28 protein-coding genes and 1 pseudogene are annotated in these 25,265 nt (G+C 51.7%); 19 read left to right on the top strand and 10 right to left on the bottom strand.

The annotated features are described in order from the left end of the window. Positions 1-67 precede the first annotated feature (67 nt). Both ABXT40_RS02480 and ABXT40_RS02475 read right to left on the bottom strand, forming a co-directional pair. Positions 68-718, bottom strand: coding sequence for an NUDIX hydrolase (locus ABXT40_RS02480; RefSeq protein ID WP_443646261.1), 651 nt, complete (start codon positions 716-718; stop codon positions 68-70). Then, on the bottom strand, positions 718-1,236 hold the full coding sequence (locus ABXT40_RS02475) for a DUF1285 domain-containing protein (protein ID WP_443646260.1): 519 nt from the start codon (positions 1,234-1,236) through the stop codon (positions 718-720). Before ABXT40_RS02475 ends, ABXT40_RS02480 begins: the two co-directional genes overlap by 1 nt. 118 nt (positions 1,237-1,354) lie before the next feature. Between ABXT40_RS02475 and ABXT40_RS02470 the strand changes: the two genes are divergently transcribed. The 5 genes from ABXT40_RS02470 to ABXT40_RS02450 all read left to right on the top strand — a co-directional run bounded on the left by ABXT40_RS02470 (position 1,355) and on the right by ABXT40_RS02450 (position 4,749). Continuing rightward, a complete protein-coding gene (locus tag ABXT40_RS02470) occupies positions 1,355-1,684 on the top strand; it encodes an ArsR/SmtB family transcription factor (protein ID WP_443646259.1) in 330 nt (109 codons plus the stop codon). A 313-nt stretch (positions 1,685-1,997) separates the two neighbouring features. Beyond that, positions 1,998-2,912 (top strand): sulfite exporter TauE/SafE family protein, encoded by a 915-nt coding sequence (locus ABXT40_RS02465; protein WP_443646258.1) that lies wholly within the window; start codon positions 1,998-2,000, stop codon positions 2,910-2,912. Beyond that, complete coding sequence (locus ABXT40_RS02460) at positions 2,909-3,679, top strand: TIGR02186 family protein (protein WP_443646257.1); 771 nt, start codon at positions 2,909-2,911, stop codon at positions 3,677-3,679. The genes ABXT40_RS02465 and ABXT40_RS02460 overlap by 4 nt, the downstream gene beginning before the upstream one ends. Before the next feature lie 38 nt (positions 3,680-3,717). Next, positions 3,718-4,203: a universal stress protein gene (locus ABXT40_RS02455; RefSeq protein WP_443646256.1), complete on the top strand. Its 486-nt coding sequence runs from the start codon at positions 3,718-3,720 to the stop codon at positions 4,201-4,203. Positions 4,204-4,278: 75 nt separating this feature from the next. Beyond that, complete coding sequence (locus ABXT40_RS02450; RefSeq protein WP_443646255.1) at positions 4,279-4,749, top strand: peptidylprolyl isomerase; 471 nt, start codon at positions 4,279-4,281, stop codon at positions 4,747-4,749. Positions 4,750-4,852: 103 nt separating this feature from the next. Here ABXT40_RS02450 and rarD read toward each other — a convergent pair whose 3' ends face one another. Further along, the gene (gene rarD, locus ABXT40_RS02445) at positions 4,853-5,755 is read right to left on the bottom strand and encodes an EamA family transporter RarD (protein ID WP_443646254.1); all 903 of its coding nucleotides are present in this window, start codon (positions 5,753-5,755) and stop codon (positions 4,853-4,855) included. Between the two features lie 303 nt (positions 5,756-6,058). Here rarD and ABXT40_RS02440 point away from each other — a divergent pair, with 303 nt between their 5' ends. Then, complete coding sequence (locus ABXT40_RS02440; RefSeq protein WP_443646253.1) at positions 6,059-6,268, top strand: cold-shock protein; 210 nt, start codon at positions 6,059-6,061, stop codon at positions 6,266-6,268. A gap of 98 nt (positions 6,269-6,366) precedes the next feature. On the opposite strand, the gene ABXT40_RS02435 is transcribed toward ABXT40_RS02440, so the two are convergent. The 5 genes and pseudogenes from ABXT40_RS02435 to ABXT40_RS02415 all read right to left on the bottom strand — a co-directional run bounded on the left by ABXT40_RS02435 (position 6,367) and on the right by ABXT40_RS02415 (position 8,434). Next, on the bottom strand, positions 6,367-6,681 hold the full coding sequence (locus ABXT40_RS02435) for a hypothetical protein (RefSeq protein WP_443647024.1): 315 nt from the start codon (positions 6,679-6,681) through the stop codon (positions 6,367-6,369). Between the two features lie 34 nt (positions 6,682-6,715). Next, positions 6,716-6,961 (bottom strand): annotated as a pseudogene (locus tag ABXT40_RS02430) (cation:proton antiporter domain-containing protein); the annotation flags it as partial. Positions 6,962-6,995: 34 nt separating this feature from the next. Continuing rightward, entirely contained in the window at positions 6,996-7,703 is a 708-nt protein-coding gene (gene arsH / locus ABXT40_RS02425; RefSeq protein ID WP_443646252.1) for an arsenical resistance protein ArsH, read from the bottom strand. 155 nt (positions 7,704-7,858) lie between these two features. Beyond that, positions 7,859-8,185, bottom strand: coding sequence for a DUF1491 family protein (locus ABXT40_RS02420; RefSeq protein WP_443646251.1), 327 nt, complete (start codon positions 8,183-8,185; stop codon positions 7,859-7,861). 60 nt (positions 8,186-8,245) lie between these two features. Next, positions 8,246-8,434, bottom strand: a complete 189-nt coding sequence (locus ABXT40_RS02415; RefSeq protein ID WP_443646250.1) for a DUF1674 domain-containing protein — start codon at positions 8,432-8,434, stop codon at positions 8,246-8,248. Between the two features lie 77 nt (positions 8,435-8,511). Between ABXT40_RS02415 and ABXT40_RS02410 the strand changes: the two genes are divergently transcribed. From ABXT40_RS02410 to purH, 4 genes are all read left to right on the top strand, one after another. Then, complete coding sequence (locus ABXT40_RS02410) at positions 8,512-10,113, top strand: RsmB/NOP family class I SAM-dependent RNA methyltransferase (protein ID WP_443646249.1); 1,602 nt, start codon at positions 8,512-8,514, stop codon at positions 10,111-10,113. A gap of 45 nt (positions 10,114-10,158) precedes the next feature. Further along, the gene (locus ABXT40_RS02405; RefSeq protein WP_443646248.1) at positions 10,159-11,742 is read left to right on the top strand and encodes a heparinase II/III family protein; all 1,584 of its coding nucleotides are present in this window, start codon (positions 10,159-10,161) and stop codon (positions 11,740-11,742) included. Positions 11,743-11,820: 78 nt separating this feature from the next. Continuing rightward, entirely contained in the window at positions 11,821-13,134 is a 1,314-nt protein-coding gene (chrA, locus tag ABXT40_RS02400) for a chromate efflux transporter (protein ID WP_443646247.1), read from the top strand. Between the two features lie 111 nt (positions 13,135-13,245). Then, positions 13,246-14,829 (top strand): bifunctional phosphoribosylaminoimidazolecarboxamide formyltransferase/IMP cyclohydrolase, encoded by a 1,584-nt coding sequence (gene purH / locus ABXT40_RS02395; protein WP_443646246.1) that lies wholly within the window; start codon positions 13,246-13,248, stop codon positions 14,827-14,829. Between the two features lie 24 nt (positions 14,830-14,853). Here the strand turns inward: purH and ABXT40_RS02390 are convergent, their stop codons facing one another. Then, positions 14,854-15,960, bottom strand: a complete 1,107-nt coding sequence (locus ABXT40_RS02390; protein WP_443646245.1) for an A/G-specific adenine glycosylase — start codon at positions 15,958-15,960, stop codon at positions 14,854-14,856. A 225-nt stretch (positions 15,961-16,185) separates the two neighbouring features. Between ABXT40_RS02390 and ABXT40_RS02385 the strand changes: the two genes are divergently transcribed. The 8 genes from ABXT40_RS02385 (at position 16,186) to ABXT40_RS02350 (ending at position 23,715) form a co-directional block, all read left to right on the top strand. Continuing rightward, on the top strand, positions 16,186-16,632 hold the full coding sequence (locus ABXT40_RS02385; RefSeq protein ID WP_443646244.1) for a DUF721 domain-containing protein: 447 nt from the start codon (positions 16,186-16,188) through the stop codon (positions 16,630-16,632). Positions 16,633-16,728: 96 nt separating this feature from the next. Continuing rightward, a complete protein-coding gene (locus ABXT40_RS02380) occupies positions 16,729-17,364 on the top strand; it encodes a thioredoxin domain-containing protein (protein ID WP_443646243.1) in 636 nt (211 codons plus the stop codon). Between the two features lie 31 nt (positions 17,365-17,395). Beyond that, positions 17,396-20,812 carry an AAA family ATPase gene (locus tag ABXT40_RS02375; RefSeq protein ID WP_443646242.1) on the top strand — a complete coding sequence of 1,139 codons (3,417 nt, stop codon included), beginning with the start codon at positions 17,396-17,398 and terminating at the stop codon, positions 20,810-20,812. 265 nt (positions 20,813-21,077) lie between these two features. Continuing rightward, on the top strand, positions 21,078-21,434 hold the full coding sequence (locus ABXT40_RS02370) for an AtpZ/AtpI family protein (RefSeq protein WP_443646241.1): 357 nt from the start codon (positions 21,078-21,080) through the stop codon (positions 21,432-21,434). Positions 21,435-21,467: 33 nt separating this feature from the next. Continuing rightward, on the top strand, positions 21,468-22,211 hold the full coding sequence (locus ABXT40_RS02365) for a F0F1 ATP synthase subunit A (protein WP_443646949.1): 744 nt from the start codon (positions 21,468-21,470) through the stop codon (positions 22,209-22,211). 87 nt (positions 22,212-22,298) lie between these two features. After that, positions 22,299-22,526: an ATP synthase subunit C family protein gene (locus ABXT40_RS02360; protein ID WP_443646240.1), complete on the top strand. Its 228-nt coding sequence runs from the start codon at positions 22,299-22,301 to the stop codon at positions 22,524-22,526. A gap of 95 nt (positions 22,527-22,621) precedes the next feature. After that, the gene (locus tag ABXT40_RS02355) at positions 22,622-23,227 is read left to right on the top strand and encodes a F0F1 ATP synthase subunit B family protein (RefSeq protein ID WP_443646239.1); all 606 of its coding nucleotides are present in this window, start codon (positions 22,622-22,624) and stop codon (positions 23,225-23,227) included. Further along, positions 23,227-23,715 carry a F0F1 ATP synthase subunit B family protein gene (locus tag ABXT40_RS02350; protein WP_443646238.1) on the top strand — a complete coding sequence of 163 codons (489 nt, stop codon included), beginning with the start codon at positions 23,227-23,229 and terminating at the stop codon, positions 23,713-23,715. Before ABXT40_RS02355 ends, ABXT40_RS02350 begins: the two co-directional genes overlap by 1 nt. A gap of 74 nt (positions 23,716-23,789) precedes the next feature. On the opposite strand, the gene ABXT40_RS02345 is transcribed toward ABXT40_RS02350, so the two are convergent. Further along, positions 23,790-24,245 carry a hypothetical protein gene (locus ABXT40_RS02345; RefSeq protein ID WP_443646237.1) on the bottom strand — a complete coding sequence of 152 codons (456 nt, stop codon included), beginning with the start codon at positions 24,243-24,245 and terminating at the stop codon, positions 23,790-23,792. Positions 24,246-24,317: 72 nt separating this feature from the next. Between ABXT40_RS02345 and ispH the strand changes: the two genes are divergently transcribed. Then, entirely contained in the window at positions 24,318-25,262 is a 945-nt protein-coding gene (gene ispH / locus ABXT40_RS02340; RefSeq protein ID WP_443646236.1) for a 4-hydroxy-3-methylbut-2-enyl diphosphate reductase, read from the top strand. Positions 25,263-25,265: the final 3 nt, after the last annotated feature.

Raw genomic sequence — 25,265 nt, 5'->3', positions numbered from 1 at the left:
TATGTCACCATTTTGGTGATTAGCTTATCGCCATATCGATTATATATGGGGTTTGCGCGCGGCAAGATCAAACAGCTTCACCGATGCGCCGATGAAGATCGTTCAACACGCGCGCCGAAAGCCCCCAAATCAGATGATCATCATGGTCAACAACCCAATAATCATTGCGCCGACCGTCGGTTTCGCGCGGTACCAAACGGAAATTGCTGGGATTGATGACATGCGACAGGGGAAGGGTAAAAATTAAATCAACTTCGGCCGGATCAGCCACTAAACCATCCAGACCGTCATCCCCACCAACAATACCAACAATAGGCTGGACGATAAATCCCGCCGGACTGCGCACCGCGTCAAGCCTGCCAGCGATGCTAACCGATTGTGGCATCAGGCGCACTTCTTCAAAAGCCTCACGAAGCGCCGCCGAAACCGGCCCATCATCATCAGGTTCGACCTTGCCACCGGGAAAGCTGATCTGTCCTGCGTGATGCGCCAGATGGTCGGCGCGCTTGGTCATCAAAACATGCCAGTGTCCCGCCGATCGCAGCAACGGAACCAGAATCGCGGCCGGCCGATCAGGCACTGGCGCCGCGTCAAGCCCCATTGCCGCCATGTCGCCAAGCGGGTTCAAACAGGCATCAAGACGCTGTTGCAGATCCAGATGGGTGATTTGCAACGCGGTGCTTGTCATTGTGGCTGGATTATCAGACAAGCGGGACATCAGGCCTCTAACGCAAAAAATCGATCATGGCTCCATACACCAAGCCGGCCATCTGGCCCGACCTCGGCATAATCGGCAAGCTGGTAATAGACCGGCCGCGATAATTTGGCCAGCAAACCGTCACGCACCTCAATATAGGGACGAAGATCGGGCGATTGCTTAGCAGCGCGCAATTGCAGCGGGTGTTCAATGTCCAGCAAAACCGTTTGATCAATATTGCTGTGAAAGCATATTTCATTTTGCTGGGGTCGGACGCCGGTTTTTACCGTCATATCACGAATGATAAAAGGCGCGTCATCAACCGTAATCCGCCCCTTTTCGGCAGGCGTTGCCAGCCAGTAATCACCGTCGTCATCAAGAACCAGAATTGAGGCAAATAATTTGACCAGCTCAAAACGGCGAATTTCATCACCTTCATGGAACCAGCGGCCATCACTGGCAATCCGAATGTCAAATTGCTGCGCGGCAACATGGCGCAAACGCTCAAGGCTGATTTTAGGTGAAATGGGTGTTTTCATGGCCGCAGTTTAGCAACTCTTGGTCTCTTACCAACAAAATTTTGCAAAAAGCACATCACAGAAACGCATGATCCGCCGCATGGCTCGCAAAAATTTGAAAAGAAATCAGGAGAACAAAATGGCAAGATCACCTGACTTTGAAGGTGAACAGTCAAAGGTCACTTCAATATTAAGGGCAATCGGCAACACCAAAAGGCTGCGCATCCTGAATGAATTATCAGATGGTCAGGAACGATCCGTGTCTGAGTTGGAAAATATAATCGCAACACTTAGCCAATCGGCTTTGTCGCAACATCTAGGTCGATTGCGACGCGCCAACATCGTGCGAACACGCCGCGAGTCGCAGACGATTTACTACTCAATTGATGATCATGATGTGCTTCGCATTTTGCGCTTATTGTCGCATATCTACGAAGATGGCCCAGTGATGCGCCTAACCCGTCATTAACCGAATTTTGGCGCAGATTTATCTGATTTGTTTTTCGCAAAGCAACGCAATTCAATGATTTTACAGCTTTATCGTTGCTTCATTTACCCTTGCGTCAAAAGCTTTTGCACCCTTGATCGGCCAAATTAATTTCGCAGATCAAACCAGAAATCGACCCATTTCGGCACAAGCGAGGAGCAAACCAAAGAGGCGGATTGCCCTTGCATCGAATGACACTCTATGCGACACCGAATTAGCAAAACGGTTTCATGTTTTTTGGGTTTCCCCCGACCTGCCCTTTTGCGTCAAATCCACATTCCTGATGCTGGCATCAATGTATATTTATTTACCTATTGCTGAAATTTCGATGCATATCGGCATCATCATCGGTCTGGGCGGTGGTGTTGGGTTCCTATCCGGGCTTTTCGGCGTTGGTGGCGGCTTCTTGATGACGCCATTATTGATCTTTTTTGGTATTCCGCCAGCGGTTGCGGTTGCGACCGAAGCCAATCAGATTGTGGCATCATCAGTATCAGGCGTTTTGGCGCATATGCGGCGCGGCAATGTTGATTTCAAAATGGGCGGTATTTTGCTGCTTGGCGGCGTCGTTGGATCATCGCTTGGCGTGGTGCTTTTCACCACGCTTCGCGAAATGGGTCAGATTGATCTTGTGATCAAGCTGTCTTATGTGGTGTTTCTTGGCATCATCGGGTTTTTGATGCTTTTAGAGAGCGTTCGAACCATTTTACGCACGCGTCGCCCAGGCAGCCGCAAAACCAAACTGCATCAGCATAATTGGCTTCACGGCTTGCCGTTAAAAATGCGGTTTCGCCGGTCAAAGCTCTATATCAGCGCACTTTTGCCACTTGCCATTGGCGCCTTTGTTGGTGTTTTGGCGGCGATCATGGGTGTTGGTGGCGGCTTTATCATGGTGCCGGCGATGATCTATCTTCTTGGCATGCCAACCTCGGTTGTTGTCGGCACATCTTTGTTCCAGATTATTTTTGTGACAGCAAACGTCACTTTCTTGCAATCGGTACAAACCCAGACGGTTGATTTCATGCTTGCCGGATTGCTGTTGTTTGGCGCGGTTATTGGTGCGCAGTTCGGCACAAGGGCAAGCGCATTATTGCGCGGTGAACAGCTTCGCGGGCTATTGGCGCTGATAGTGTTGGCAGTCTGTATCAAGCTTGGTTTTGATCTCGCCCTTCGGCCAGATGATCTGTTTAGCGTGGAGCTGTTGAAATGATCCGCGCACGCCATTTTATGCTCAGCTTTGGTCTGCTGCTTGGCATGAACAGTCTTGCCGCGGCAAATTCCGGCCGTTTGGTTGCTGATCTATCAAAATCAAATATCGCCATTACTAGCGGATTCCACGGCACTGATTTATTGTTATTCGGTGCAGTTGATGGCGCGGTTGGTGATGATATTCTGGTCGTGATTAGCGGTCCGCCAACCAATATCGCCCAGCGGCGCAAAGCAAATCGTGCTGGCATCTGGATTAATGTCGAAACAAATATTTGGCAAAAGGCACCAAGCCTTTACACCATTCTTGCCACCAGCCCGATCGACAAGATTGCCAACCCTGAAACGCTTGCCTCGCTTGCGATTGGCACAAATAATATTGGGCTGGAAATCGCGGCCGAGACGCCTGTTGCTGGCCAGTCGAAACCAACGGCAAATGAGTTTATTGCTGCGCTTCAGGCCAATATGGCAAGCATTGATTTATGGCCCGATCAAACTGGTAATGTCACCTTGACCGAAAACGCCCTGTTCCGCGCTGAGGTGAAATTGCCAGCAAATATTCTGTCTGGTACTTATAATGTACGGGTCTTGCAATTCCGCAATGGTGTTGCAATCAGCGAAGACATCACCAATCTCTATATCAAGAAAGGGGGGTTGAGTGCTGGCATTTACAATTTCGCGCACAATTATTCAGCACTGTATGGAATATTTGCGATCCTATTTGCGGTTGCTGCTGGCTGGTTGGCCGCAGTGGCATTCCGACGCAAATAAACCTTCATGCCCCCGATGATTGTGGAGATCTAGATATTATGGCAAAAGCAACAGCGAAACCAAAACAGCCGGTCTTTCTTGTTGTTGTTGATGATAGCGAGGAAATGCATCAGGCATTGCAATTCGCCTGTGGACGCGCCCGTTCGGTCGGTGGTCGCGTAGCATTAATGTATTGTATTGTTCCTGCTGAATTTGAATATTGGGCTGGTGTCGGTGAATTAATGCGCGAAGAAGCGCGTGAAGAAGCCGAAGCAAAAATGGCCATCCATGCCGATTATGTTAAAAAGCTGACCAACGGGACGCCAATCCTCTATGTCCGCGAAGGTGATATTCGTGATGAATTGTTGGAATTGATTGATCAGGAACATGAGATTAGCCTTCTTGTTCTTGGTGCCGACACCCAGTCGGAAACGGCTGGCCCTCTGATTACATTCCTGATGGCACACGGCGCATCACGTTGCCGTGTTCCCATCACTGTTGTTCCCGGGAATCTGACAGACGAACAGCTTGATGCGCTGTTCTAGTCACATTGCCTTTTTTGCAAGGATTTTGGTATGAAGTCTTTTCTGTTACGCATGCTAGGAGTTGGATTTTTAATTATGAGTGAAACAAGCGTGGCCGCGACCGGCTCAAATCTTCTACTTGAAACAAGTCAGGGACAGATTGAAATCAAACTGCTTCCCAACATTGCCCCAAACCATGTTGCCCGCATTTCCGAACTGGCAGCGTCTGGATTTTATGACGGCATTATTTTCCATCGTGTGATCCCCGGATTTATGGCGCAAACAGGCGATCCAACAGGCACCGGCATGGGTGGATCAGGAACCAAATTAACAGCCGAATTTAGCGATTATGAATATCGCAATGGTACTGTTGGCATGGCACGCTCAATGAGCCCTGATAGCGGTGACAGCCAGTTCTTTATCTGCTTTGACGGCTGCGGCCACCTAACCGGTCAATATACCGTTTGGGGACAGGTTGAAAAAGGCATGGATGCTGTTCAAAAGCTGGCCGTTGGTGAGCCGCCTGCCGAACCCGATCAGATCATTTCAGCAAAATTAATTGATTAGGCAATCGCCAATCGCAAAACAAAAGCCGGACTTTTGTCCGGCTTTTTTCATCCCACGTCAAAGCACCCGTATCAAAGCGCCCAATTATCGAGACGCTCAAATGTTACGGTGCCGGAACGGCAAGCCGCGCCACCCGCGCCCGTGTTGTGAAATAAACTGCAATCCCGATCCATATCAGCCCAAAAGCCACTAAATCACGCGGCATAAATTCCTCGGAAAAAACCACCACGCCAAGCAAAAGCTGCAGGGTGGGATTGCTGTAAAACAATAGGCTTGCCATCGTCATATGCAACGCGCGATTACCCTTTAAAAACAGCACAAGCGGCAAAACCGTAATGCCACCAGCCAGCAGCGCCAGCGCAATATTGACCGCACCACCGCCAAAAAACGGCACTTGCCCATTTGCCGCCATCCCCAATAGAAACCCAATGGCAAAGGGTAGTAAAAATAGGGTTTCAATAAACAGCCCTTGCAACGGATCCATATCCATCCGTTTGCGAATAACGGCATAAAGCGAAAAGCTGCCTGCCAGTGCCAAAGAAATCCATGGCACATCCATAAACATCATCGCCTTTGCCATCACGCCAAGACAAACAAGCCCAATGGCAAGCCACGCCCATTTATCAAGCCGTTCGCCAAGCACAAGAATGCCAAGCAGCACTGTGCAAAGCGGATAAATGAAATAGCCAAGCGCTGCCGACACCACCTGTCCGGTTTGCACGGCATAGACATAAATCCCCCAATTCAGCGATAAAAACAATGTTGTAATAAAAAAATTTAACAAATTCTTAGGCTGCTTGATCGTGATCCAAATCTCGCCAAGCTGACCCGCAATCCAGCAAATGATAAACAGCAATACCGCCGACCAAAGCGACCGATGCGCGACAATTTCATAAGGATCGTCAGCATCAATGAATTTGATGTAAACAGGAACAATTCCCCATAAAATTCCGGCACTTAGCGAAAAGCAAACGCCCGTCAGACTGTTTTTCTTGGGATTTTCCATAAATCGGCATCCACCACCAAATTACGACATATAATGGTCATTTAGATTGACATCGCGCCATCACTGTAGGCCCTGCCACCCCCCTCATTTTTACGCAGAAAAATAGCCCCGACGCCAGCACTCAAGCCATCGACGATCATTTATTGTTTGACTTTATATATTGCTGTTCCCATATGTATTTTGCCGAAAGGGCTTTATGAGACTAGAATCCAACGAAGGTTCGATGCCGCATAGAAGTCGTGTTAAAAAGATAATGGGCTGCGATCACCGGCAGATCAAGGCTGAAGTTGGAGACTAGATAATATGGCACAGGGTACTGTGAAGTGGTTTAACACCCAAAAAGGTTATGGCTTTATCAATCCGGATGATGACGGCAATGATGTATTTGTACATATAACTGCCGTCCAGAATTCAGGCCTGAACGGTTTGAACGAAGGTCAGAAGGTATCTTACGAACTCGAAGAACAGCGTAACGGCAAAATGGCCGCTGTTGGTCTCTCAATCGTCGAATAAGCCATCGCCTTTTGCGATAAAACAAATTGTACTTTGGCCATGTTAATCATGGACTAGATACAGGTGGGTCGCCCAACGTTTTGGGGCGACCTTTTTTGCTATTCAGGCTCGGCTGGGTTGGACGGCAGCGCAACAGGATTATGAATCCGATAGCGAACCACCAGATAATGAAGCATCCCACTCCATAAGGGTGATAAAAACAAGCTTGCGGCAATCACCGCCAGCAAGAAGTCTGCTTCAAAACTTGCAAAAATGCCCGATGCGACCCCGCTTGCTGTCAAAACAAAGCTGAATTCGCCGATTTGTGGGGTGACAAGCGATGACACAAGCGCCCGTCCCGCCGGCTCGCCGCCAATGGTTAAAAGCGCCCATCCAAGAAGGGTCTTGCGTAAATTTGTGTGGGCAAGCGCCAATCCATACCAGCAACGCCGCCAATATCACTAATGCAATCACCACCCGCACCAGCAATAATGGCCATTGCTGCAACACATCGATGCCCGATTGTGCAAAAACCAGCATCGGCACAACCGCGATATCCTGCGCCACCAGCACACCAACGGTCAGCTGGCCTGCATGGATCCGGCTCTGGCAAAGCCCTTGCAATACCATCAGGACCACCGCCGTTGATGATAATGTCAAAATAAAACCGATCAGCAGGATTTGCGGCAATGTCCAGTTGAAATAGGCATTCACCGACAGCGCCAAAAGAATTGATAAACATATAGCGTCAATCAGCGGCGTTGATGCGAGCTATAAGTTTTTCCGCAGTTTCGACGCGCTCGCTATATCTATCCGTAAGATAATCTGAGCAAGAACGGGTCAATAGTGTGAATTTCATCAACTCCTCCATCACATCGACCATTCTGTTGTAAAATGCCGATGGCTTCATTCGGTCATTTTCATCAAACTGTTGAAATGCCTTTGGTACTGATGATTGATTTGGGATGGTTATGCACCGCATCCAACGCCCTAATATCCGCATCTGGTTGACGGCGTTGAAGCTTTGTGAACCTCCATTCACCTGCATAACCGCCAAGACCTTGCCCTGTGTTGGGCGGATAGCGCCAAGCGACAGGGGAATCCAATCAATTTGCGCTTTCATTATGCCGGTCATTGCGCCGTGCCGTTCAGGGGAACACCAAACCATCGCTTCACTCCAGCTGACTAAATCACGAAGCTCGGCAACTTTAGGATGTGTTGGTTCAGCATCATCCGGTAACGGCAGTCCAGTTGGGTTAAATGTTTTTGTTTCAGCCCCTAGCTTGGATAAAACGAGCGTAGCCTCTTCTGTCATTAGCCTGCTAAATGAGCGCGCTCTCAATGAACCATACAAAAGAAGCACCTTTGGCTTGTGGCTTACTTGTTCAGATTTGCGTAGACGCTCGCCATCTATCGGTTGAAAACTATTTTCATCAATCTGATATGTATCTGACATCTATTGCTTTCTTTGGATTTCTATGCTGGAAAGTGCTGATTACCATTGCGGCATATAAAGTTGTCGCATGTTACTACAAAATATACCGGGTTTGACATCGTCTCTAGGGAGCAATTACGGTATTGATGCATCGCACATAACCCGCTAACGCCAACTCACAGCGCGTCAAACGGGTTTCGCGCCTTGGCGTCAGTAACCGCAATAATAAAGGCATCGTGATCCATCTTAGTTTCAGCGGCAAGACGGCTTGCGGCGGTTTCGCCATCTACCCATTCGGTGCTGGTGATAATCTGCCAGGCGTAATTGCCATCAAAATCAAGGCTTCGCGCCAGTAATTTATGACGCCCATCAAGCGCATCAATATGCACAAAAATGGCACCCGCATCGGCGTCGCCGCGGCGTGCCAGAACGCAATCAATAAAATTCGCGCTGGCGTGCCGAAGCGCCGCACTTACTAATATGCCCGATTTCACCCGTGTCATCACAACGCCTCATTTGCTAGCTGGCAAGCCGAAAAGCCAATCCCGCCAAAATCACATGGCTTAAAAATCGGTGCAACGTCCCTTTTGTTCCCAATCGCCATAGCGCGTTGGCTCGGGTCCTTTGGGACCATTCACCTCGGGTGGCAGTTCACTGTCAACCGCCTTATCCGGCAGATTATCGCTATTTTGCACGGTTTTATCGATCGCTTCACCAGCCATTGCAGGCGTGTTTTTCTTGTCTCTTTCCATAATTGGGTATATGCCCCTTTAAACGCGCAAAAACAAGTCATCAGCCGCTTTATGCAGATGAACCATCGGAATTTTCAATGCCTGATCGCAAAACCTCATCGACACCGACCCGCCTCGACAAGCCTCTTTTGCGTTTGGAAACGCCGAAACGTGCCGCAAAGCCGCGGCCAGCAAACCGTGGTGAGCGCCAATCCGCTGATCATCCCTCTTCGGGAGGTAAACCATCTTCGGGCAAACCATCTTCGGGGGGCGCACCATCGGCAAATAACAATCGGCCAACCTCGCGCCCGACTGGTGAGAAAACAGCCAGCCCCGCATCGCGGGCAAAGACCGGTGGCAAACCGGCAAAACCAGCTGGCAAAAGCCACGATGCAGCGCCAAAAAAAGCCGTTCCAACATCGCTGACAAGCCGCCGTATCGTTTATGATCTGTTGGTTGCTGTTGATGAAGGCATCCAGCTTGATAAGGCGCTTTCATCCAATCATGAATTACCCAAATTAGAAGATCGTGATCGCCGTTTTGTTCGTTTGCTGGCAACGACCAGCCTTCGCCATCGCGGCCAATTAGAGCGCGTGCTTGCCCCACTTGTTGCGCGCAGACCTTTTGGCGCACAAGCCAATGCCAATCTTATCCTGCTGATGGGCGCAGCGCAGCTTTTACTGTTGAAAACAGGGGCGCATGCCGCCGTTGACAGCACGGTCGAGCTGATGCGCCAAACCGGGTTTGACCGATTATGCGGGCTTGCCAATGCGGTCATGCGCCGCCTTACCCGTGAAGGCGAGGGCTTGTTTGAAGCGACCAGCCATATGGATAATCTGCCGGGCTGGCTGCAACAAAGCTGGCGGCATTATTGGGGCGAGGAAGCCACCACCGCCATTGCCGATCTTGCCATGCTGCCACCGCCGCTTGATATTTCCGTCAAAGACGATGCCGCCGGATGGGCGTTCAAGCTTGACGCCCGCGTGATTGATACTCACAGCCTGCGCCGTGAATTTGATGGCGACCCATCTTTGCTTGTTGGTTTTGAAGAAGGCGCATGGTGGGTGCAAGATGCCGCCGCTGCCTTGCCAGCCCGCCTGTTAAATATCGCCAAAGACGAGGCAGTTATTGATTTATGCGCCGCGCCCGGTGGCAAAACCGCGCAATTGATTGCCGCTGGTGGCCGCGTCACCGCGATTGATAATAGCCGCAAACGGCTCGACCGGTTACGGCGCAATTTGAAACGCCTGAAACTACCGGCTGATCTTGTGCTTGCCGATGGCGCCGGCTACAGCCCAGATGCGCCGGTTGACGCGGTTCTTGTCGATGCGCCTTGTTCGGCAACCGGCACGGTGCGGCGGCGCCCTGATATTTTGAACCAGCGCGAAGCCGAAGACATTATTGCCTTGCAGCAAATCCAATGGCAACTCGTGACAAATGCGCTTGGCTGGCTTCGTTCGGGTGGCCGCATGGTTTATGCCACCTGTTCATTACAACCCGAAGAGGGTGAAGATATCATCAGCGCAGTCATTGATGCCGCTGATGGGCGCTTTGGCATTGACCCCATCACCGCCGATGAGGCCGGCATCTTTGCCAAATCAATCACTGAAACAGGGTGTATCCGCATCCTGCCAAGCGACTATGTTGACATTGGCGGGGTTGATGGTTTTTTCATCGCGCGGTTAATGTCTTTAGAATAGGCAGCAAGGCCTTCATTTCGTGATCGTGATAAACGACAGGCAGTAATGGCGAAACGCGACAAAAATCCTGAACCATGGCGTGTTGGCAAGCTTGAACAGCTATTCCGGCATACCGGCCTGTTTTTGTGGAGTTTACGCGGCAGCAAGCCAAATGTGATCATCACCGGCTATTCCGATCATTGGCGCGGCGCGGCAAGCAAGGGATCGCAAATCATGACCAGCGATTCCAGCTGGCGGGTCAGCAGTGACGGCTTTGACGATTTTGAATGGCTTCGTGATTTACGCACATTTGGCGGCAGTCAGGCGCGCAGTCGGGCGCGAAGCCTGATCAGCAACTGGCTTAAGGTCAATGGTCGCTGGAACGCCAAAAGCTGGCAACCTGATATCATGGGAAAACGTCTGGCAAACCTTGTTTTTTGCTATGATTGGTATGGCAGTTCTGCCGATGAAACATTCCAACAGAAAATTAGCGACTCAATCGGGTTGCAGGCACGCTGTTTGGCGATTGATTGGAAGCGGCTTTATGACCATGATGCCCGCGTTGGCGCGTTACGCGGGCTGATCATTGCCAACGCCGCGCTTGGTGCCGAGGCCAGCGACCTTGATAATCTGGTAGAATTTCTGGTGCCGTTGATTGACGGCATGATCTATGCGGATGGCGGCCATAAAAGCCGTATGCCCGATAGGCATCTGGCCATCATGCGCGACCTGATTGAAATTCGGAACAGCGGCATTGCAAACCAGCTTGAACAGCTTGCTTGGCTTGATACAACCATTGCCAAAATGGGCGCAATCTGCCGCATGTGGCGTCATGCTGATGGACAATTTGCCCGCTTTAACGGTGCTGGCCTTTGCAATCCTGAGATAATCGAAGAAACGCTGGCGCGCGCAGGCCAAAAGGGCAAGCTGTTGCAACAAGCCCCCTACAGCGGTTTTTTGCGATTCTCATCGGGGCGATCAACCGTGATCATGGATGTTGGACAACCAGCTGAACATGCCGATGTGGCAGGGCTTGGCACGCTTGGTTTCGAATTTGCCGTTGGGCAGAATCTATTGGTGGTAAATCCAGGGCAGATAACCGGCGATGTTAACCTTCAGCGCCTGCTAAGCTCGACCAAAGCGCATTCGACCCTGACCCTTGATGGCCAGAATTCATCTGATTTTGCCACCGGCCGTCTTGCCAAAATATCTGATGTTGAAATGGGGCCAGCCGAGGGCGGGCTACTCGCAGTTGCCGGCCATAATGGCTATGAGGCATCGCATGGCATTATTCATCATCGCAAATTATACCTATCAACCGGCGGCGGCAATCTTCGCGGGGCTGATCGGCTGGAATATTCCGGCGCGCCGGGTGAAATTGCCCGTATGGCTGTTATTCGGTTTCATTTACACCCCCGCGTAACTGTTGCCATGCTTCGCGACCAGCGGGTTTTGATCAAGATTCGTGGCAATCGCGCAGGCTGGGTATTTCGAGCAAGCGCACCGGTAGCATTGGATACATCACTGTTTTTTGATATTGATGGGCGCAAGAATTGTCAGCAGATTGTTATTAATGTTCCGCTCGCCGATCTCCGGTCAATCGGCACAATTGACGTCAAATGGGCATTTCAGCGGAACGAGCCGTTGTAAAACACGATCTTGGCGAGTAATAGTCGTTGCAGCATATGTTTGACCCAAGAATTTGACCTTCATTGAAAGTTTGCATTTTTGACCCAGACCCCCCCCCAATCCAGACCAGATCAGATCGGCACAACTACACCGCCACCACTTGTGCAATCAACGGCCATCTGGGGCAAGATCGGGCTGTTGTCCTTTGGCGGGCCAACCGCACAGATTGCGCTGATGCATCGGCTGATTGTTGCCGAACGACGCTGGCTTAGCGAAGCGCAATTTTTGAATGCGCTTAGTTTTTGCATGTTGCTTCCGGGCCCCGAAGCGATGCAGCTTGCCACCTATGCTGGCTGGCGGATTCATGGCTTTCTTGGCGGGCTTATTGCTGGCTTGTTATTTGTTCTGCCCGGTGCCTTGATCATGCTTTGTCTTGGCATTGCCTATGTCTATTTCGGTACGTTCGGCATTGTTGGCGCGCTGTTTTTAGGGGTGAAAGCGGCGATTGTCGTCATTGTTTTACAGGCCTTGATCCGGCTTGCCAAAAAAGCCTTGCAAAAACCGCATCAATGGGTGACTGCCATCATCGGCTTTTGCGGCATTTTCATTCTTGCCCTGCCCTTTCCCTTGATCATTGCGATGGCAGCAATCTATGGTTTTGTCAGCAATCGCCAACCCCAAGCAACATCAACATTGCCGCCTTTGCCAAACGGCAAAGACACCGCCAAAACCATTTTGATCTGGGCTGGAATTTGGTGGGGGCCATTATTGGCAATTGATCTTTTTGCTGATGCGCCTCTGCTTGCCGAAATTGGCTATTTCTTTAGCAAGCTTGCCGTGGTGACTTTTGGGGGTGCCTATGCGGTGCTTGCCTATATGGCACAAGATGTCGTTGGCCAGCTTGGCTGGCTGCAACCAGCTGAAATGATGGACGGGCTTGGCCTTGCCGAAACCACCCCCGGCCCATTAATCCTTGTGACTGAATTTGTCGGCTTTCTGGCGGCGTTTAAAACAGCGGGCATTGCCTATGGGATCGCGGGTGCCGGCATTGCGCTTTGGGCAACTTTCATTCCCTGTTTTTTATGGATTTTTGCGGGTGCGCCCTATCTTGATTGGCTAACATATCAACCAGGTTTGCAAGGCGCATTGGCAAGCATTATGGCCGCCGTTGTTGGCGTGATTGCCAATTTATTCGCGTGGTTTGTGCTGCATTTGTTTTTTGCCAAAACCAGCATGACCGATCTTGGCATGATTCACATCCTGACCCCCGATCTGGCAAGCCCTGACCTGCGGGTGATTGCGATTACGCTGGTTTGCGCATTTCTGGCCTTTGGGCGCGGGCTTGGGCTTTTCTGGCTTTTGGGATTGGCCGCCTTGGCTGGCGCAATGATGCATCTTATCCCGCTTGGCTAGGTTGCTTGAACGCGTTTTATGGCGATCGGCAATTGCCTTTCCAGCCAAGCTCGGCCATAAAGACCGCCGTAAATTCAACCTTTCTGCTAGGCAGGATTGGCAAGCCATATCATGACCTCTTCTTCATCTGTTCCTATTCGCCGCGCCCTTCTTTCGGTTTCAGACAAGACCGGCCTTGTCGAACTTGCCACCCGGCTTGCCGCGGCCAATATTGATCTTTTATCAACCGGCGGGACGGCCAGCCTGCTTCGCGATGCCGGCCTTCGCGTTACCGATGTTGCCGATGTAACCGGATTTCCTGAAATTATGGGTGGGCGCGTCAAAACGCTTCACCCCAAAATTCATGGTGGGTTGCTGGCGCGGCGCGACCTTGATGACCATGTTGCCGCCATGACGGCCCAAGGCATCGAGGGAATCGACCTTCTGGTGGTAAATCTTTATCCGTTTGAGGATACATTAGCGCAAACCACTGACCATGATTCGCTTGTTGAAAAAATTGATATTGGCGGGCCTGCAATGCTGCGCGCTGCGGCTAAAAACCATGATTTTTTAACCGTTCTTTGTGACCCTGCCGATTATGGTGATGTTGCTGATGCCATCGAAAATCAGGGTGGAACAGACCTTGCACTTCGCCGGCGTCTGGCTGCAAAAACCTTTGCCCGTACGGCCGCTTATGACAGCGCCATTTCAGGGTGGATGGCAACAAGCCTTGGTGAAGACCTGCCGCAAATCACATCGACCGCTGGCCGGAAAATCATTGATTTGCGCTATGGCGAAAACCCGCATCAGCAAGCCGCCCTTTATAAAACCGGCGAGAACCGACCCGGGGTTGCCTCGGCTTTGCAAATTCAGGGCAAGCCATTATCCTATAACAACATCAATGATACCGATGCGGCGTTTGAACTTGTTGCCGAATTCGACAAGCCAACGATCGCCATTATCAAACATGCCAATCCGTGCGGCGTGGCAAGCGGTGAAAATCTTGTCGCGGCATGGCAAACGGCATTAGCGGCTGATCCTGTTAGCGCTTTTGGTGGTATCATTGCCATGAACCGGCCACTTGATGCCGAAACCGCCGCCGCTGTTGCCAGCATTTTTACCGAAGTGGTGATTGCCCCTGATGCCAGCGATGAGGCCAAGGCCATTATGGCGGCAAAGCCCAATCTGCGGCTGCTAATCACCGGCGACATGCCCGATCGAAGCACAAGCAGCATCAAAATCAAATCAGTTGCGGGTGGGTTTTTGGCGCAATCACGCGATGGCGGCATGGTTGGTGCTGACAATCTGAAAATCGTTACCAAACGCGCCCCAAGCCCAGCGGAAATTGCCGATATGTTGTTTGCGTGGAAAGTCACCAAACATGTGAAATCAAACGCCATTGTTTTTGTGAAAGACGCTAGCACCGCCGGCATTGGCGCCGGCCAGATGAGCCGTGTTGACGCTGCCCGCATCGCCGTTCACAAGGCGTCGGACATTGCCAAAATTCATGGGTGGCCGCAATCCCGCACGATTGGATCAGTCGCGGCGTCAGATGCGTTTTTTCCATTTGCCGATGGTCTTGAAGCCTTAATCAAAGCGGGGGCAACCGCGGTGATTCAACCCGGCGGATCAGTCAAGGACAATGACGTGATTGCGGCGGCTGATGCTGCCGGTATTGCCATGGTATTTACTGGCATACGCCACTTTAATCATTAAGAGCGCAATCATCAAAGGTCGCCGCTAGCGGCTGGCATGTGGCGGTAACAACATTGCCGCGGCGGCTTTCCATATTTTGCGCATCAGGCTTGGCAAATCGGCTGGACGCGGTTTTGCCCAATGACCTTTGATATCATCCGCGATTGGTTGCGGTGTCCCCTCAATGCTGGCAAGGCAAATTTTCATCTCAAGTGCAAAATGCGTAAAGACATGCAAAACAGGTTCATCCAGCAAAACCCAATCAGCGGCAAATGGTGCCATTGTCTGATCAAGATTTTGATCCGCCTGTTTTGACGCAAGGCCAATTTCAGGAAAGGCCAGCATACCGCCAAGAAGCCCTTGATTGGGGCGGCGATGCAAAAATATGTCGCCTTGATCATTGACCGCCACAAAGGCAATCGCCCGCCGAACCGGCTTGGGTGTTTTGACCGGCTTGACCGGCAATTGATCAACCAAGCCGCGCGCCAAAGCCTGACATGATTCGGCAAAACAACAGCCATCACAAAGCGGCTGTTTCGGTGTACAAACCGCATTGGCAAAATCCATCAAGGCCTGCGGCCAATCCGATGGGCGATCAACTGGCAAAATAGCCGCATAGGCCGCGGCAATTTCAGTTTTAGCCGCTGGTAGCGGGGTTGTAATCGCAAAATAGCGGCTGAACAGCCGTTCGATATTCCCATCAACAACCACCGCCTGCTGGCCAAACGCGATGGCAGCGATCGCACCGGCAGTATAGGGGCCGACCCCCGGAAGAGCGCGCAAATCAGCAACTGCATTGGCATGGCGATGATCACCGGAAAATTGTCCGCCCCATTCAGTCGCCACCATCACCGCCGCTTTATGCAAATTGCGCGCGCGGGCGTAATAACCAAGACCCGCCCATGCTGCCAACACATCATCAAGCGGTGCTGAGGCAAGGTCATTGATGGTTGGCCAGCGGCGGGTAAAATCGAGAAAATAGGGAATCACCGTTGCCACAACGGTTTGCTGAAGCATGATTTCCGACAGCCAGACGTGATAGGCCGAGGCTAAATATGGCCAGCGGCGACGCCATGGTAAATCGCGCCCATGCTTGTCATACCATCCAAACAAAGCGGCCGTTGGGAATGTTTGCGATTTTTGATTACCCACGCGATTATGTCCTGTTATTCGAAAAATTGATTTAGCGTTATGGATGTCTATCTATTTGGTCTGGCATATTTTGCATCAGGGATCGGTCATGCTAGTATATTCGGCAATCGGGTCAAGTCGCCCAAAACCTTTATTCTTATTCATCAACCAACAATTGAACCGGCATCGTAAATTATGGTGAAACCGCCCAAAAACCGATTGAATAAAATGCGGCGGCTATCGACCATGATCGAACCTATGGTCGCGCCATCGGCGAATGAGCGTGGTTTTGCGATTAGCCGCCTTATTTCGCATTGGCATGATATTGTTGGTGATACGGCTGCATGGTGCCGACCGGCAGATATTCACTTTCCGCGTGGCAGCAGCAATAACGGAACGCTGAAATTGCAAATCACCTCGGGTCGCGGCCCACAAGCCCAAGCCATATCAGCCCAAATCATTGATCAGGTAAATGCCGCCTTTGGATATCAGGCTGTTGGCCGGATTACCCTTGTGCAAAATCTGCCACCATCAACCCCCAAAACGCCGCCCAAAAAACCGGCTACAATTTCGGATGCGCCTGATATTTGGACGCTTGATGAAAAACTGAAACATATCAAATCACCCGAACTGCGCGCGGCGCTTCGGCGGCTAGGCGGGCCGGTTGGCGAAGATGAAGGCGCAAAGAATTAGCGCAAAAGATCAAACAAAGGATCGACGCCCAAATTAAATGCTATTGTCCTAAAATCGTGCATTGCCCCGCTTTTCCCCTTGGATTATGATTGCCCCATGAAGAAACAAAACCAAATGAATTTCGCCCTTGATCGCCGCGCTATCCTGCTGGGGGGTGCTGCGATATCGCTTTTGCCAACCGCTGCCTTTGCCCTTGAACCAACGATCGCGCATGTGACCTCACCGCGCGTTCTTGGCAAGGATGATGCCCCGATCAAAGTTGTTGAATTATTTTCAATGACCTGTCCGCATTGCGCCAGCTTTCACAACAACACCTTTCCCAATGTGAAAACACGGTTGATTGACACTGGCATGGTGCGGTTTGAGATGCAGCCCTTCCCGCTTGATCAAATTGCGCTTCGCGGCCATGCGCTGGCACGGGCTTTGCCAAAAAATAAATATTTCCCAATGATTTCGATGCTGTTGAAAGATATTGATCGCTGGGCGCGCAATCCGGATCCGCTTGCCGCCTTGTCGCAAATGGCGCGGCTTGCCGGAATGAGCGCCGCCGATTTTGACGCCGTTATGGGTAATAGGCCTCTTCTTGAAGCGATTGTTGAGATGCGTCAAAAAGCCTATAAAAGCTGGAAAATACAATCGACACCATCTTTTGTGGTCAATGACAAAACCATCATTTCTGGCGATCTGTCATACGAAGATTTTGCTGCCAAGATAAATGCAACAGACGCCTAATTTCAGACGTCACCAATGACAGGTTGTTAACGTGATTTTTCGAAGCCTGAAAATGGCCGGATTCAAATCCTTTGCGGAATCCGCCGAGGTTGAGATTGATTCCGGCCTAACAGGCATTGTCGGGCCAAATGGCTGTGGCAAATCCAATATCGTTGAGGGGCTTCGCTGGGTTATGGGCGAAAGCTCGGCGCGCCAAATGCGTGGCGGCGAAATGGATGATGTGATTTTTGGCGGCACCGAACAGCGCCCCGCGCGCAATCTTGCCGAAATCACCCTTCAGCTTGATAACCGTCATCGCCAAGCCCCTGCCGAATTCAATGATGTGGATGAATTGGAAATCACCCGCAAAATTGAGCGCGGCAAAGGCAGCAGCTATTATGTGAATGCCAAACCGGCGCGGGCGCGTGATGTGCAATTGCTGTTTGCCGATACCGCCACCGGCGCGCGATCATCCGGCATTGTCAGTCAGGGACGCATTGGCGCGATTGTTGGTGCCAAACCCGTTGACCGGCGAACCCTGATCGAAGAAGCGGCAAATATTCGCGGATTACACGCGCGACGACATGAGGCCGAATTACGGCTTCGCGCCGCCGAAACCAATCTTGAACGGCTTGATGATGTCATCGCCGGTCTGATCGAACAGCGTGATTCCTTGCGTAAACAAGCCCGCCAAGCGGCACGTTACCGGTCAGTTGCCGATCGCATTCGTAAAGCCGAAGCACAATTCCTTCTTGCTCGCTGGATGGCCGCTGAACAGGATCGCGATGCCGCCACCGCGGCGCTTGGTGCAGCCAAATTAGATGTTGGCGCGCGTGCCAAAATTGCCGCCCGTTGCGCCACAGCCCGAAGCGAGATTGCCGCATCGCTTCCGCCCCTGCGGGCAAGCGAGGCCGAAAAAGCCGCCGAATATCAACGCTTGGCGCTTGGCCGCGAAGAATTGGATCGTGAAGAGGCGCGTGTTACCGATGCCCTGACCCAGCTTGCCAACCGGCAAAACCAGCTTACCCAAGATATCGCCCGCGAAACCAGCCTTCTTGATGATGCAAAATCAGCCGTTGCGCGACTTGCCGATGAAGCCGAATCCCTAGCCGTTCAAATTGCCGAAGCCAGCCCGCAACAGGCTGCGGCGAAAGATGTTTTAGAGGCGGCACGCCTGACCGCGAGCCAGAATGAGGCCAACCTTGCCGAGGCTAGCGCCGCTCTTCGCGCCGCTGCGACCACCCGCCATAGTTTGGCCAGCCGCAAACAGGATATCGAAAATCGTATTCAATCGGCAAATGCCGCGCTAGCGCAATTGTCGCTTGAAACCCTGCTTGCCGAGGCCACTCAGTCAGATCAGGCCAAACAAGAAACTGAAGCCGATTTCATGGCGGCCAAATCAGCCTTGGAAACAGCCGAACAAACCCTCACCGATGCGAATGCTGCTGCCGAATCTGCGCTGAATGCCAAACGTGACAGCGAATCGCACATGACTCGCCTTCAGGCGGAAATTGACGCGCTACAATATCTTCTGGCCGATCTTGGCGACCATGATGCTGCGCCAATTGCTGATCAGCTTTCGGTCAGTGATGGCATGGAAACCGCACTTGCCGGCTATCTTGCAGATGAATTAGCGGCACCGGTTGGCAGCGGCAATCAGGGGTTTTGGCGCGAAGGCAGCAAGGCCAGCCTGTCCCCGCCAGATGGCACGATGCCGCTTGCCGATTTTGTAACAGGGGCACCAGCACTGGCAGCGTCACTTGCCGGTGTTGGGGTGGTTGATGACGCATCGACAGCCGAAGCCTTGCAATTCAGCCTTCTTCCCGGCCAAGCCATTGCTACCAAATCGGGCAGTCTTTGGCGTTGGGACGGATTTGTACGCCATGCCAATCAATCTGACAAAAGCGCCGAGCGTATCCGCCAGCGTCGCCGCCTTGACGCCTTGCAAGATGACGCGGCAAAGGCTGGTCAAAAGCTGGATCAAAGCGGTGCCATCGCCAGCAGCAGCGAAACAACGCTTATTGCCGCGCGTGAGCATCTTCAATCTTGCCGTAGTGCCAGCATGCAGGCCGAACAGGCTTTTGGTGACAGCCGCCGCCACGCCGAATCCGACGCCTTGAAACTGGCCGCAGGGCGCGACCGGGCGGCCGAGCTAAATACCAGCCTTGATGAATTAGCCACCAGTCTGGCAAATTGCGAGGTTGAAATTGCGGGGCTTGCCGATGATGCCGCCCTTGCCGCTGGCGAAGTGGCGGCTCGAAACGCTGCCGAAACATCACGCACTGCCCTTACCGAGGCGATGCAGGCCGAATCACGCCTTGCCGATCTGGTTGGCACGGCGACCCGCCGCCAATCAAGCTGTAATCAGGAAGCAAGCGCATGGCAGCAACGTCTTGACGGCGCAAGCGGCCGCATTGCCGAATTGGAAAAACGCCTGATTGACGACAATCAAGAACAGCACCGTTTGGAAACGCTTCCCGAAACCATCGCCAAACAGCGTCTTGAGATTGGTGATCGGCTGGAAATTGCCGAACAGAATCGTCAAGATGCGGCGGATGCGCTTCGGCTTGCCGAAACCAGCCTTGCCGAGGCCGAATCACTGCAACGCGATTCTGATAATGCCCTTGCGACAGCGCGTGAAACCCAAATCCGCGCCGAGGCTGGCGAAGAACGCTGCAATGCCTCCCTTGCCGAATTAAAAGACCGCATTGCGGATAAATTGAATTGTGCGCCAAAAGATGTTGCCGAAATTGCTGGCATCGAAGATGGCGAGGCGCTTGCCAGTCTTGATGTTCTGGAAGAGCGTGTTCATCGCCTGATCCGCGAGCGCGATAATATCGGCCCTGTCAATTTGCGCGCCGAAGCGGAAATGGAAGATGTGGCAACGCGCATTACCAGCATGGAAACCGAACGTGATGATTTGATTGCCGCCATTGGCAAGTTACGCGCGGCGATCAGCCAATTGAACCGTGAAGGCCGCGAACGTCTTTTGAAAAGCTTTGGCGACGTGAATGAGCATTTCAAACGGCTATTCAAAAAGCTGTTTGGTGGCGGCACGGCGGAATTACAGCTGACCAATGCCGATGATCCGCTTGAGGCTGGGCTTGAGATTCTGGCAAGCCCACCGGGTAAACGCCTTCAATCACTGTCGCTTTTATCGGGCGGTGAACAGGCGCTAACCGCGCTGGCGATAATTTTTGCCGTCTTTTTGACGAATCCGGCGCCGATTTGCGTTCTTGATGAGGTGGATGCCCCGCTTGATGATTCGAATGTGGTTCGATTCTGTGATCTTTTGCGTGATATTTGCGACCAGACTGACACCCGATTCCTGGTGATTACGCATCACCGCATGACAATGGCGCGCATGGATCGGCTTTTCGGCATCACCATGGAACAGCGCGGCATCTCGAAATTGGTTTCCGTTGATCTTCAGACAGCCGAAAGAATCCGTGATAATGCGGTTGCTTAGCCCCTGCTTTTCAGCGATTCACCAAGAACATTTCCGCAAGCCAGCTAATCCGCAGAAATCTGCGGCAAAAGAACACCCATTGAAGGCTTGACAAAGACCAACCCACCCCCCTATTTTGAGCGCGATTTAGGTAGGGGTGGTCGCTGTCCATAACAGTGGCATTTCGCCTGCTCAATTCGGTATTGGATAACCATAGGAATAGCTTCGTGTGAACCCGCCATATCCTGCTGCAACGGACGCGGCTTTTTAGGATTGGGACGACCAGATGAACGACAAAGACACGCAAGGGGACAAACAACGTCTCGCGGACATTGACCGTCGTCTGGACAAGCTGCAAGCGCAGCGGGAGGAAAAAGACCGGCCCGGCCGATCTGCCCTTCCCGAAGGCATGGCAGCAATCATGGGACGCGTTGCCACCGAGCTTGTTGCAGGTGTTGTGGTTGGTGCCTTTATCGGCTGGGCGCTGGATCGATGGCTTGATACATCGCCGCTATTTATGTTGGTGATGTTTTTTATGGGAGCAATCGCTGGCATGTTAAATGTTTGGCGTGTATTTACTGGCCGAGGATTGGCCGCAGGTTATTTCGATGAGCATAAAAACTCATCAGACAAGGAAGATTAAGGGAGCTGACAGGCAATGAGCAATTCTGAAGGAATGCATTCCCCAGTCGAGCAGTTTGAAATCAAATCATTGGTTGAACTGTCACTTGGTGGTTATGATGTGTCATTCACCAATTCCAGCTTGTTTATGCTGCTTGCCATTGGCGTCAGTGCCATTTTTCTGATCAGCGCGATGCGCCGGGCCGATATGGTTCCAGGTCGCATGCAGGGCATGGCAGAAATGATGTATGAATTTGTTGCCGAAATGGTGCGAAGCAATGTCGGCAACGAAGGCCGCCCCTATTTCCCATTCATCTTTACGCTTTTTGTGTTTTTGCTGTTTGGCAATATGCTTGGGCTTATTCCTTATTCTTATACCTTTACCTCGCAGATCATAGTGACCTTTGCGATGGCGGCTTTTGTGTTTGTTGGCGTGACGATCATTGCGCTGTTCAAGCATGGCCTGCATTTCTTCAGTTTTTTCGTTCCAGCTGGCGCGCCAAAAGTGCTGATCCCCTTCTTGATTGTCATTGAAGTCATTTCATATTTCGTGCGTCCGGTCAGCCTGTCGGTTCGCCTTTTCGCTAATATGTTGGCAGGACATACCATGTTGAAAGTTTTCGCCGGTCTTGCCGTGATGATTTCTGGCGCTGGCGGGCTTGCAATGGCTGGGTCATTGCTGCCGTTTGTTGCTCTGATTGGCCTGACCGGCCTTGAAGTGCTTGTTGCCGCGCTGCAAGCCTATGTCTTCACCATCTTGACCTGTATGTATTTGAACGACGCCCTGCATCTACACTAGGCGCAGAGGCCTACCCGAATCCGCTGGGGAATCGCAGCGGTGTGAATTGAACTAAACAAAATAGAAACTCATGGAAGGACTATGATTATGGAAGTAGAAGCTGCAAAAATGATCGGTGCCGGTTTGGCCGTTATCGCTCTTGCTGGTGTTGGTGTTGGTATTGGCAACATCTTTGCTGCACTTGTAACCTCTATCGCACGCAACCCTGCGGCTCGTGGCGAAGTTTTCGGTATCGGCATTCTTGGTTTTGCCTTGACCGAAGCGATTGCTTTGTTCGCACTGGTTGTTGCCCTGTTGCTTTTGTTCGCTCTGTAAAAAGACCCGAATTCGCAACAAACATTCCATGACTTGCTTGCCGGCATTGCGGTTCGTTTTCGATCCACAACCGGCAGGCGGGCAAGGGGATAAAAATGACGGAAAATACAAGAAACCGGCTAACCGCAATTGCAGTCGCCCTTCCGGCATTCATGTCGGCAAAGGCTTTTGCAGCTGGCGCTAGCGAGCCGGGTCTGCCACAGCTTGATATTGCCACATGGCCATCACAGCTGTTCTGGCTCGTTGTGCTATTTGGTGCAGGCTATCTGGTTATGGCCAAAATCGTAACGCCACGCATTGGTGCTGTTCTCGAAGAACGTCGCCAGACCGTGGATGGCGATCTTGAAAAAGCCCGTGCAGCTAGCGCCGATGCCGCCAAAATTCGTGCCGATTATGAGAGCGATCTTGAAAAGGCGCGTATCGAAGCTGCTGAATTTGCCAAGCAAGCCGCAATGGAAGCCACCAAAAAAGCCGAAGCTGCTGATGCAAAAATTGCAAAGAAGCTTGCGGACAAAGTTGGGGCTGCCGAAGCCAAACTAGCTGAAGCCAAAACAAGTGCAATGGCCAATTTGAATGATGTTGCCGCTGAAGCTGCCATGGCAGCGGTTGCCTCGCTTGCCGGTATCAAAACTAGCAGCGCGCAGGCCAGCAAAACCGCATCATCAATTGCGACAAAACTTGCCAAGCAGGAGACAAACTGATGGAACAGGGAATCGTTCTTGAATCGGTATGGGTAGCCGTTGGCTTTGTGGTCTTCATTGCCCTTGTCTGGCGCAAAGCGGGCGGTGCCATCGGTGCCATGCTTGATGAGCGTTCAGAAAAGATCAGCAGTGAGCTGAAAGAAGCATCGGCATTGCGCGACGCGGCGCTTGAAGAACTGCAATCATATCAGCGGCTTCATCGTGAAGCAGCAGAAGAAGCAAAAGCCATTTTGCAATCGGCCGAAGCGACTGCCCAGCGCATTCGTGAAACAGCCGAGAAAAATGCTGTTGCAGCGGTCAAACGCCGTGAACAGCAGGCAGATGCCAAGATCAAGGCTGCCGAAGCCAGCATGGTTGCCGAACTGCGCGAGCGGGCCGCTGCCTTGGCTGTCGCCACAGCAACCGAAATCATCACTAGCAATCTAGATGAAAAGGCCAGTCTTGCCCTTGTCGATAGTGCGGCTGCCGAGATTGAAAAACTGAATTAAGGTCGTTAATGACGCATAAAAAATGCCTGTTCGGATGAGCAGGCGTTTTTTATGCGTTATATTCGGGGAAAATCCTAATAGGCAGGCCGGAGACTAATCACCAGCCTTGCCTCGGCCGGGACAAGCTGCTCGATATCGGCAACTGGGAATTTGCTGTCACTGCCTTTATCAAAGCCAACACGATAGCCAAATTCCTGATTAGAAATAACCGTTTGATTGGCATCAACAATCGCCGACATCATCGGCACAGCGACAACATCATTTTCCGCACCTTCCGCCAGCGAACGCTTTATCTTCAGCCCAACACTCAACGCCACCATCGTGCCGCCTGAATTATGCCGCGTACAGATGGCATTCACCCCATTCAGGCGAACATCGAAAACCTGTTTGACATTATCCGATCGCACAAAGGCACGCGCTCCTTCTTCGGGCGCGCTTATCGTTGGGCAAAAAACCACTTCATCTTGGCTGGCACAACCAGCCAAAAGAACCGAGCAGCCAATCAAGGCCATAAATGACATTTTTTTCATAGGTCCAACATAAAGCTTTTTTTCTTTAACAGCAATTGACCTAAACACAGGAAACGGGCAACAACAATACTTATGAAAACAAGTCGTAAAAAACTGACCATTGCTGCACCGCGCGGGTTTTGTGCTGGCGTTGATCGTGCCGTTCGCATTGTCGAGGTTGCCTTGGAAAAATTTGGGGTGCCCGTCTATGTTCGCCATGAGATCGTGCATAATAAGACGGTCGTTGACGGGCTGGCCGCACAAGGCGCAATTTTCGTTGATGAGTTGGACGACGTGCCAACAGATGCCCCGGTTGTCTTTTCCGCACATGGCGTTGCCCGTGCCGTTGTGGATGAGGCTGAACGCCGCAATATGATTGCCGTTGATGCCACCTGCCCATTGGTCACCAAAGTTCATATTGAAACGCGGCGTCATGCCGATAATCACCGTCATATTCTGCTGATTGGCCATGCTGGTCATCCCGAAGTCGAAGGCACAATGGGTCAGGTGAATCCAGACGAAGTGACCTTGATCGAAACGGTTGATGATGCACGGCATGTTACACCGCCCGAAGGCGTAGATCTTGCCTTTGCCACCCAGACAACCTTGTCAGTCGATGACACTGCCGAGATTATTTCGGTTCTGCAATTCCGCTTTCCCGATATATCGGGTCCGCGCGGCGAGGATATCTGCTATGCAACGACCAACCGGCAAAAGGCGGTCAAGGATATTGCCGGTGCGGTTGATCTGATGCTGGTGATCGGGGCTGAAAATTCGTCAAATTCAAAGCGGCTTGTCGAAGTTGCCAAGCTGGCTGGTGTCAAAGCGGCCTTTTTGATCGCTGATAAGGATGCGATTGATTGGTCACTTATTGATGAGGCTGATCATATTGGCCTGTCGGCAGGCGCATCAGCACCGGAAACATTGGTTGAAGATGTTGTTGCGGCGCTGCGCCAACGCTATCAGATTGACGTTAGCGAGCATGGCAAAATCCGTGAAACGGTGAATTTCAAATTACCGGCCATTTTAGCAAGCTAGAGG

Source organism: Candidatus Ponderosibacter sp. Uisw_141_02 (assembly GCF_048087665.1).
Lineage (GTDB): Bacteria > Pseudomonadota > Alphaproteobacteria > Puniceispirillales > Puniceispirillaceae > UBA3439.
Note: the sequence above shows the minus strand (reverse complement) of the source record. Positions and strands in the feature narration are given on the sequence as shown.

Bases quoted from the DNA above. Each gene is read 5' to 3' on its own strand.
- ABXT40_RS02480 (WP_443646261.1), bottom strand. From the start codon at position 718: ATGTCCCGCTTGTCTGATAATCCAGCCACAATGACAAGCACCGCGTTG.
- ABXT40_RS02475 (WP_443646260.1), bottom strand. From the start codon at position 1,236: ATGAAAACACCCATTTCACCTAAAATCAGCCTTGAGCGTTTGCGCCAT.
- ABXT40_RS02470 (WP_443646259.1), top strand. From the start codon at position 1,355: ATGGCAAGATCACCTGACTTTGAAGGTGAACAGTCAAAGGTCACTTCA.
- ABXT40_RS02465 (WP_443646258.1), top strand. From the start codon at position 1,998: ATGTATATTTATTTACCTATTGCTGAAATTTCGATGCATATCGGCATC.
- ABXT40_RS02460 (WP_443646257.1), top strand. From the start codon at position 2,909: ATGATCCGCGCACGCCATTTTATGCTCAGCTTTGGTCTGCTGCTTGGC.
- ABXT40_RS02455 (WP_443646256.1), top strand. From the start codon at position 3,718: ATGGCAAAAGCAACAGCGAAACCAAAACAGCCGGTCTTTCTTGTTGTT.
- ABXT40_RS02450 (WP_443646255.1), top strand. From the start codon at position 4,279: ATGAGTGAAACAAGCGTGGCCGCGACCGGCTCAAATCTTCTACTTGAA.
- rarD (WP_443646254.1), bottom strand. From the start codon at position 5,755: ATGGAAAATCCCAAGAAAAACAGTCTGACGGGCGTTTGCTTTTCGCTA.
- ABXT40_RS02440 (WP_443646253.1), top strand. From the start codon at position 6,059: ATGGCACAGGGTACTGTGAAGTGGTTTAACACCCAAAAAGGTTATGGC.
- arsH (WP_443646252.1), bottom strand. From the start codon at position 7,703: ATGTCAGATACATATCAGATTGATGAAAATAGTTTTCAACCGATAGAT.
- ABXT40_RS02420 (WP_443646251.1), bottom strand. From the start codon at position 8,185: ATGACACGGGTGAAATCGGGCATATTAGTAAGTGCGGCGCTTCGGCAC.
- ABXT40_RS02415 (WP_443646250.1), bottom strand. From the start codon at position 8,434: ATGGAAAGAGACAAGAAAAACACGCCTGCAATGGCTGGTGAAGCGATC.
- ABXT40_RS02410 (WP_443646249.1), top strand. From the start codon at position 8,512: ATGCCTGATCGCAAAACCTCATCGACACCGACCCGCCTCGACAAGCCT.
- ABXT40_RS02405 (WP_443646248.1), top strand. From the start codon at position 10,159: ATGGCGAAACGCGACAAAAATCCTGAACCATGGCGTGTTGGCAAGCTT.
- purH (WP_443646246.1), top strand. From the start codon at position 13,246: ATGACCTCTTCTTCATCTGTTCCTATTCGCCGCGCCCTTCTTTCGGTT.
- ABXT40_RS02385 (WP_443646244.1), top strand. From the start codon at position 16,186: ATGATCGAACCTATGGTCGCGCCATCGGCGAATGAGCGTGGTTTTGCG.
- ABXT40_RS02380 (WP_443646243.1), top strand. From the start codon at position 16,729: ATGAAGAAACAAAACCAAATGAATTTCGCCCTTGATCGCCGCGCTATC.
- ABXT40_RS02370 (WP_443646241.1), top strand. From the start codon at position 21,078: ATGAACGACAAAGACACGCAAGGGGACAAACAACGTCTCGCGGACATT.
- ABXT40_RS02365 (WP_443646949.1), top strand. From the start codon at position 21,468: ATGCATTCCCCAGTCGAGCAGTTTGAAATCAAATCATTGGTTGAACTG.
- ABXT40_RS02360 (WP_443646240.1), top strand. From the start codon at position 22,299: ATGGAAGTAGAAGCTGCAAAAATGATCGGTGCCGGTTTGGCCGTTATC.
- ABXT40_RS02355 (WP_443646239.1), top strand. From the start codon at position 22,622: ATGACGGAAAATACAAGAAACCGGCTAACCGCAATTGCAGTCGCCCTT.
- ABXT40_RS02350 (WP_443646238.1), top strand. From the start codon at position 23,227: ATGGAACAGGGAATCGTTCTTGAATCGGTATGGGTAGCCGTTGGCTTT.
- ABXT40_RS02345 (WP_443646237.1), bottom strand. From the start codon at position 24,245: ATGAAAAAAATGTCATTTATGGCCTTGATTGGCTGCTCGGTTCTTTTG.
- ispH (WP_443646236.1), top strand. From the start codon at position 24,318: ATGAAAACAAGTCGTAAAAAACTGACCATTGCTGCACCGCGCGGGTTT.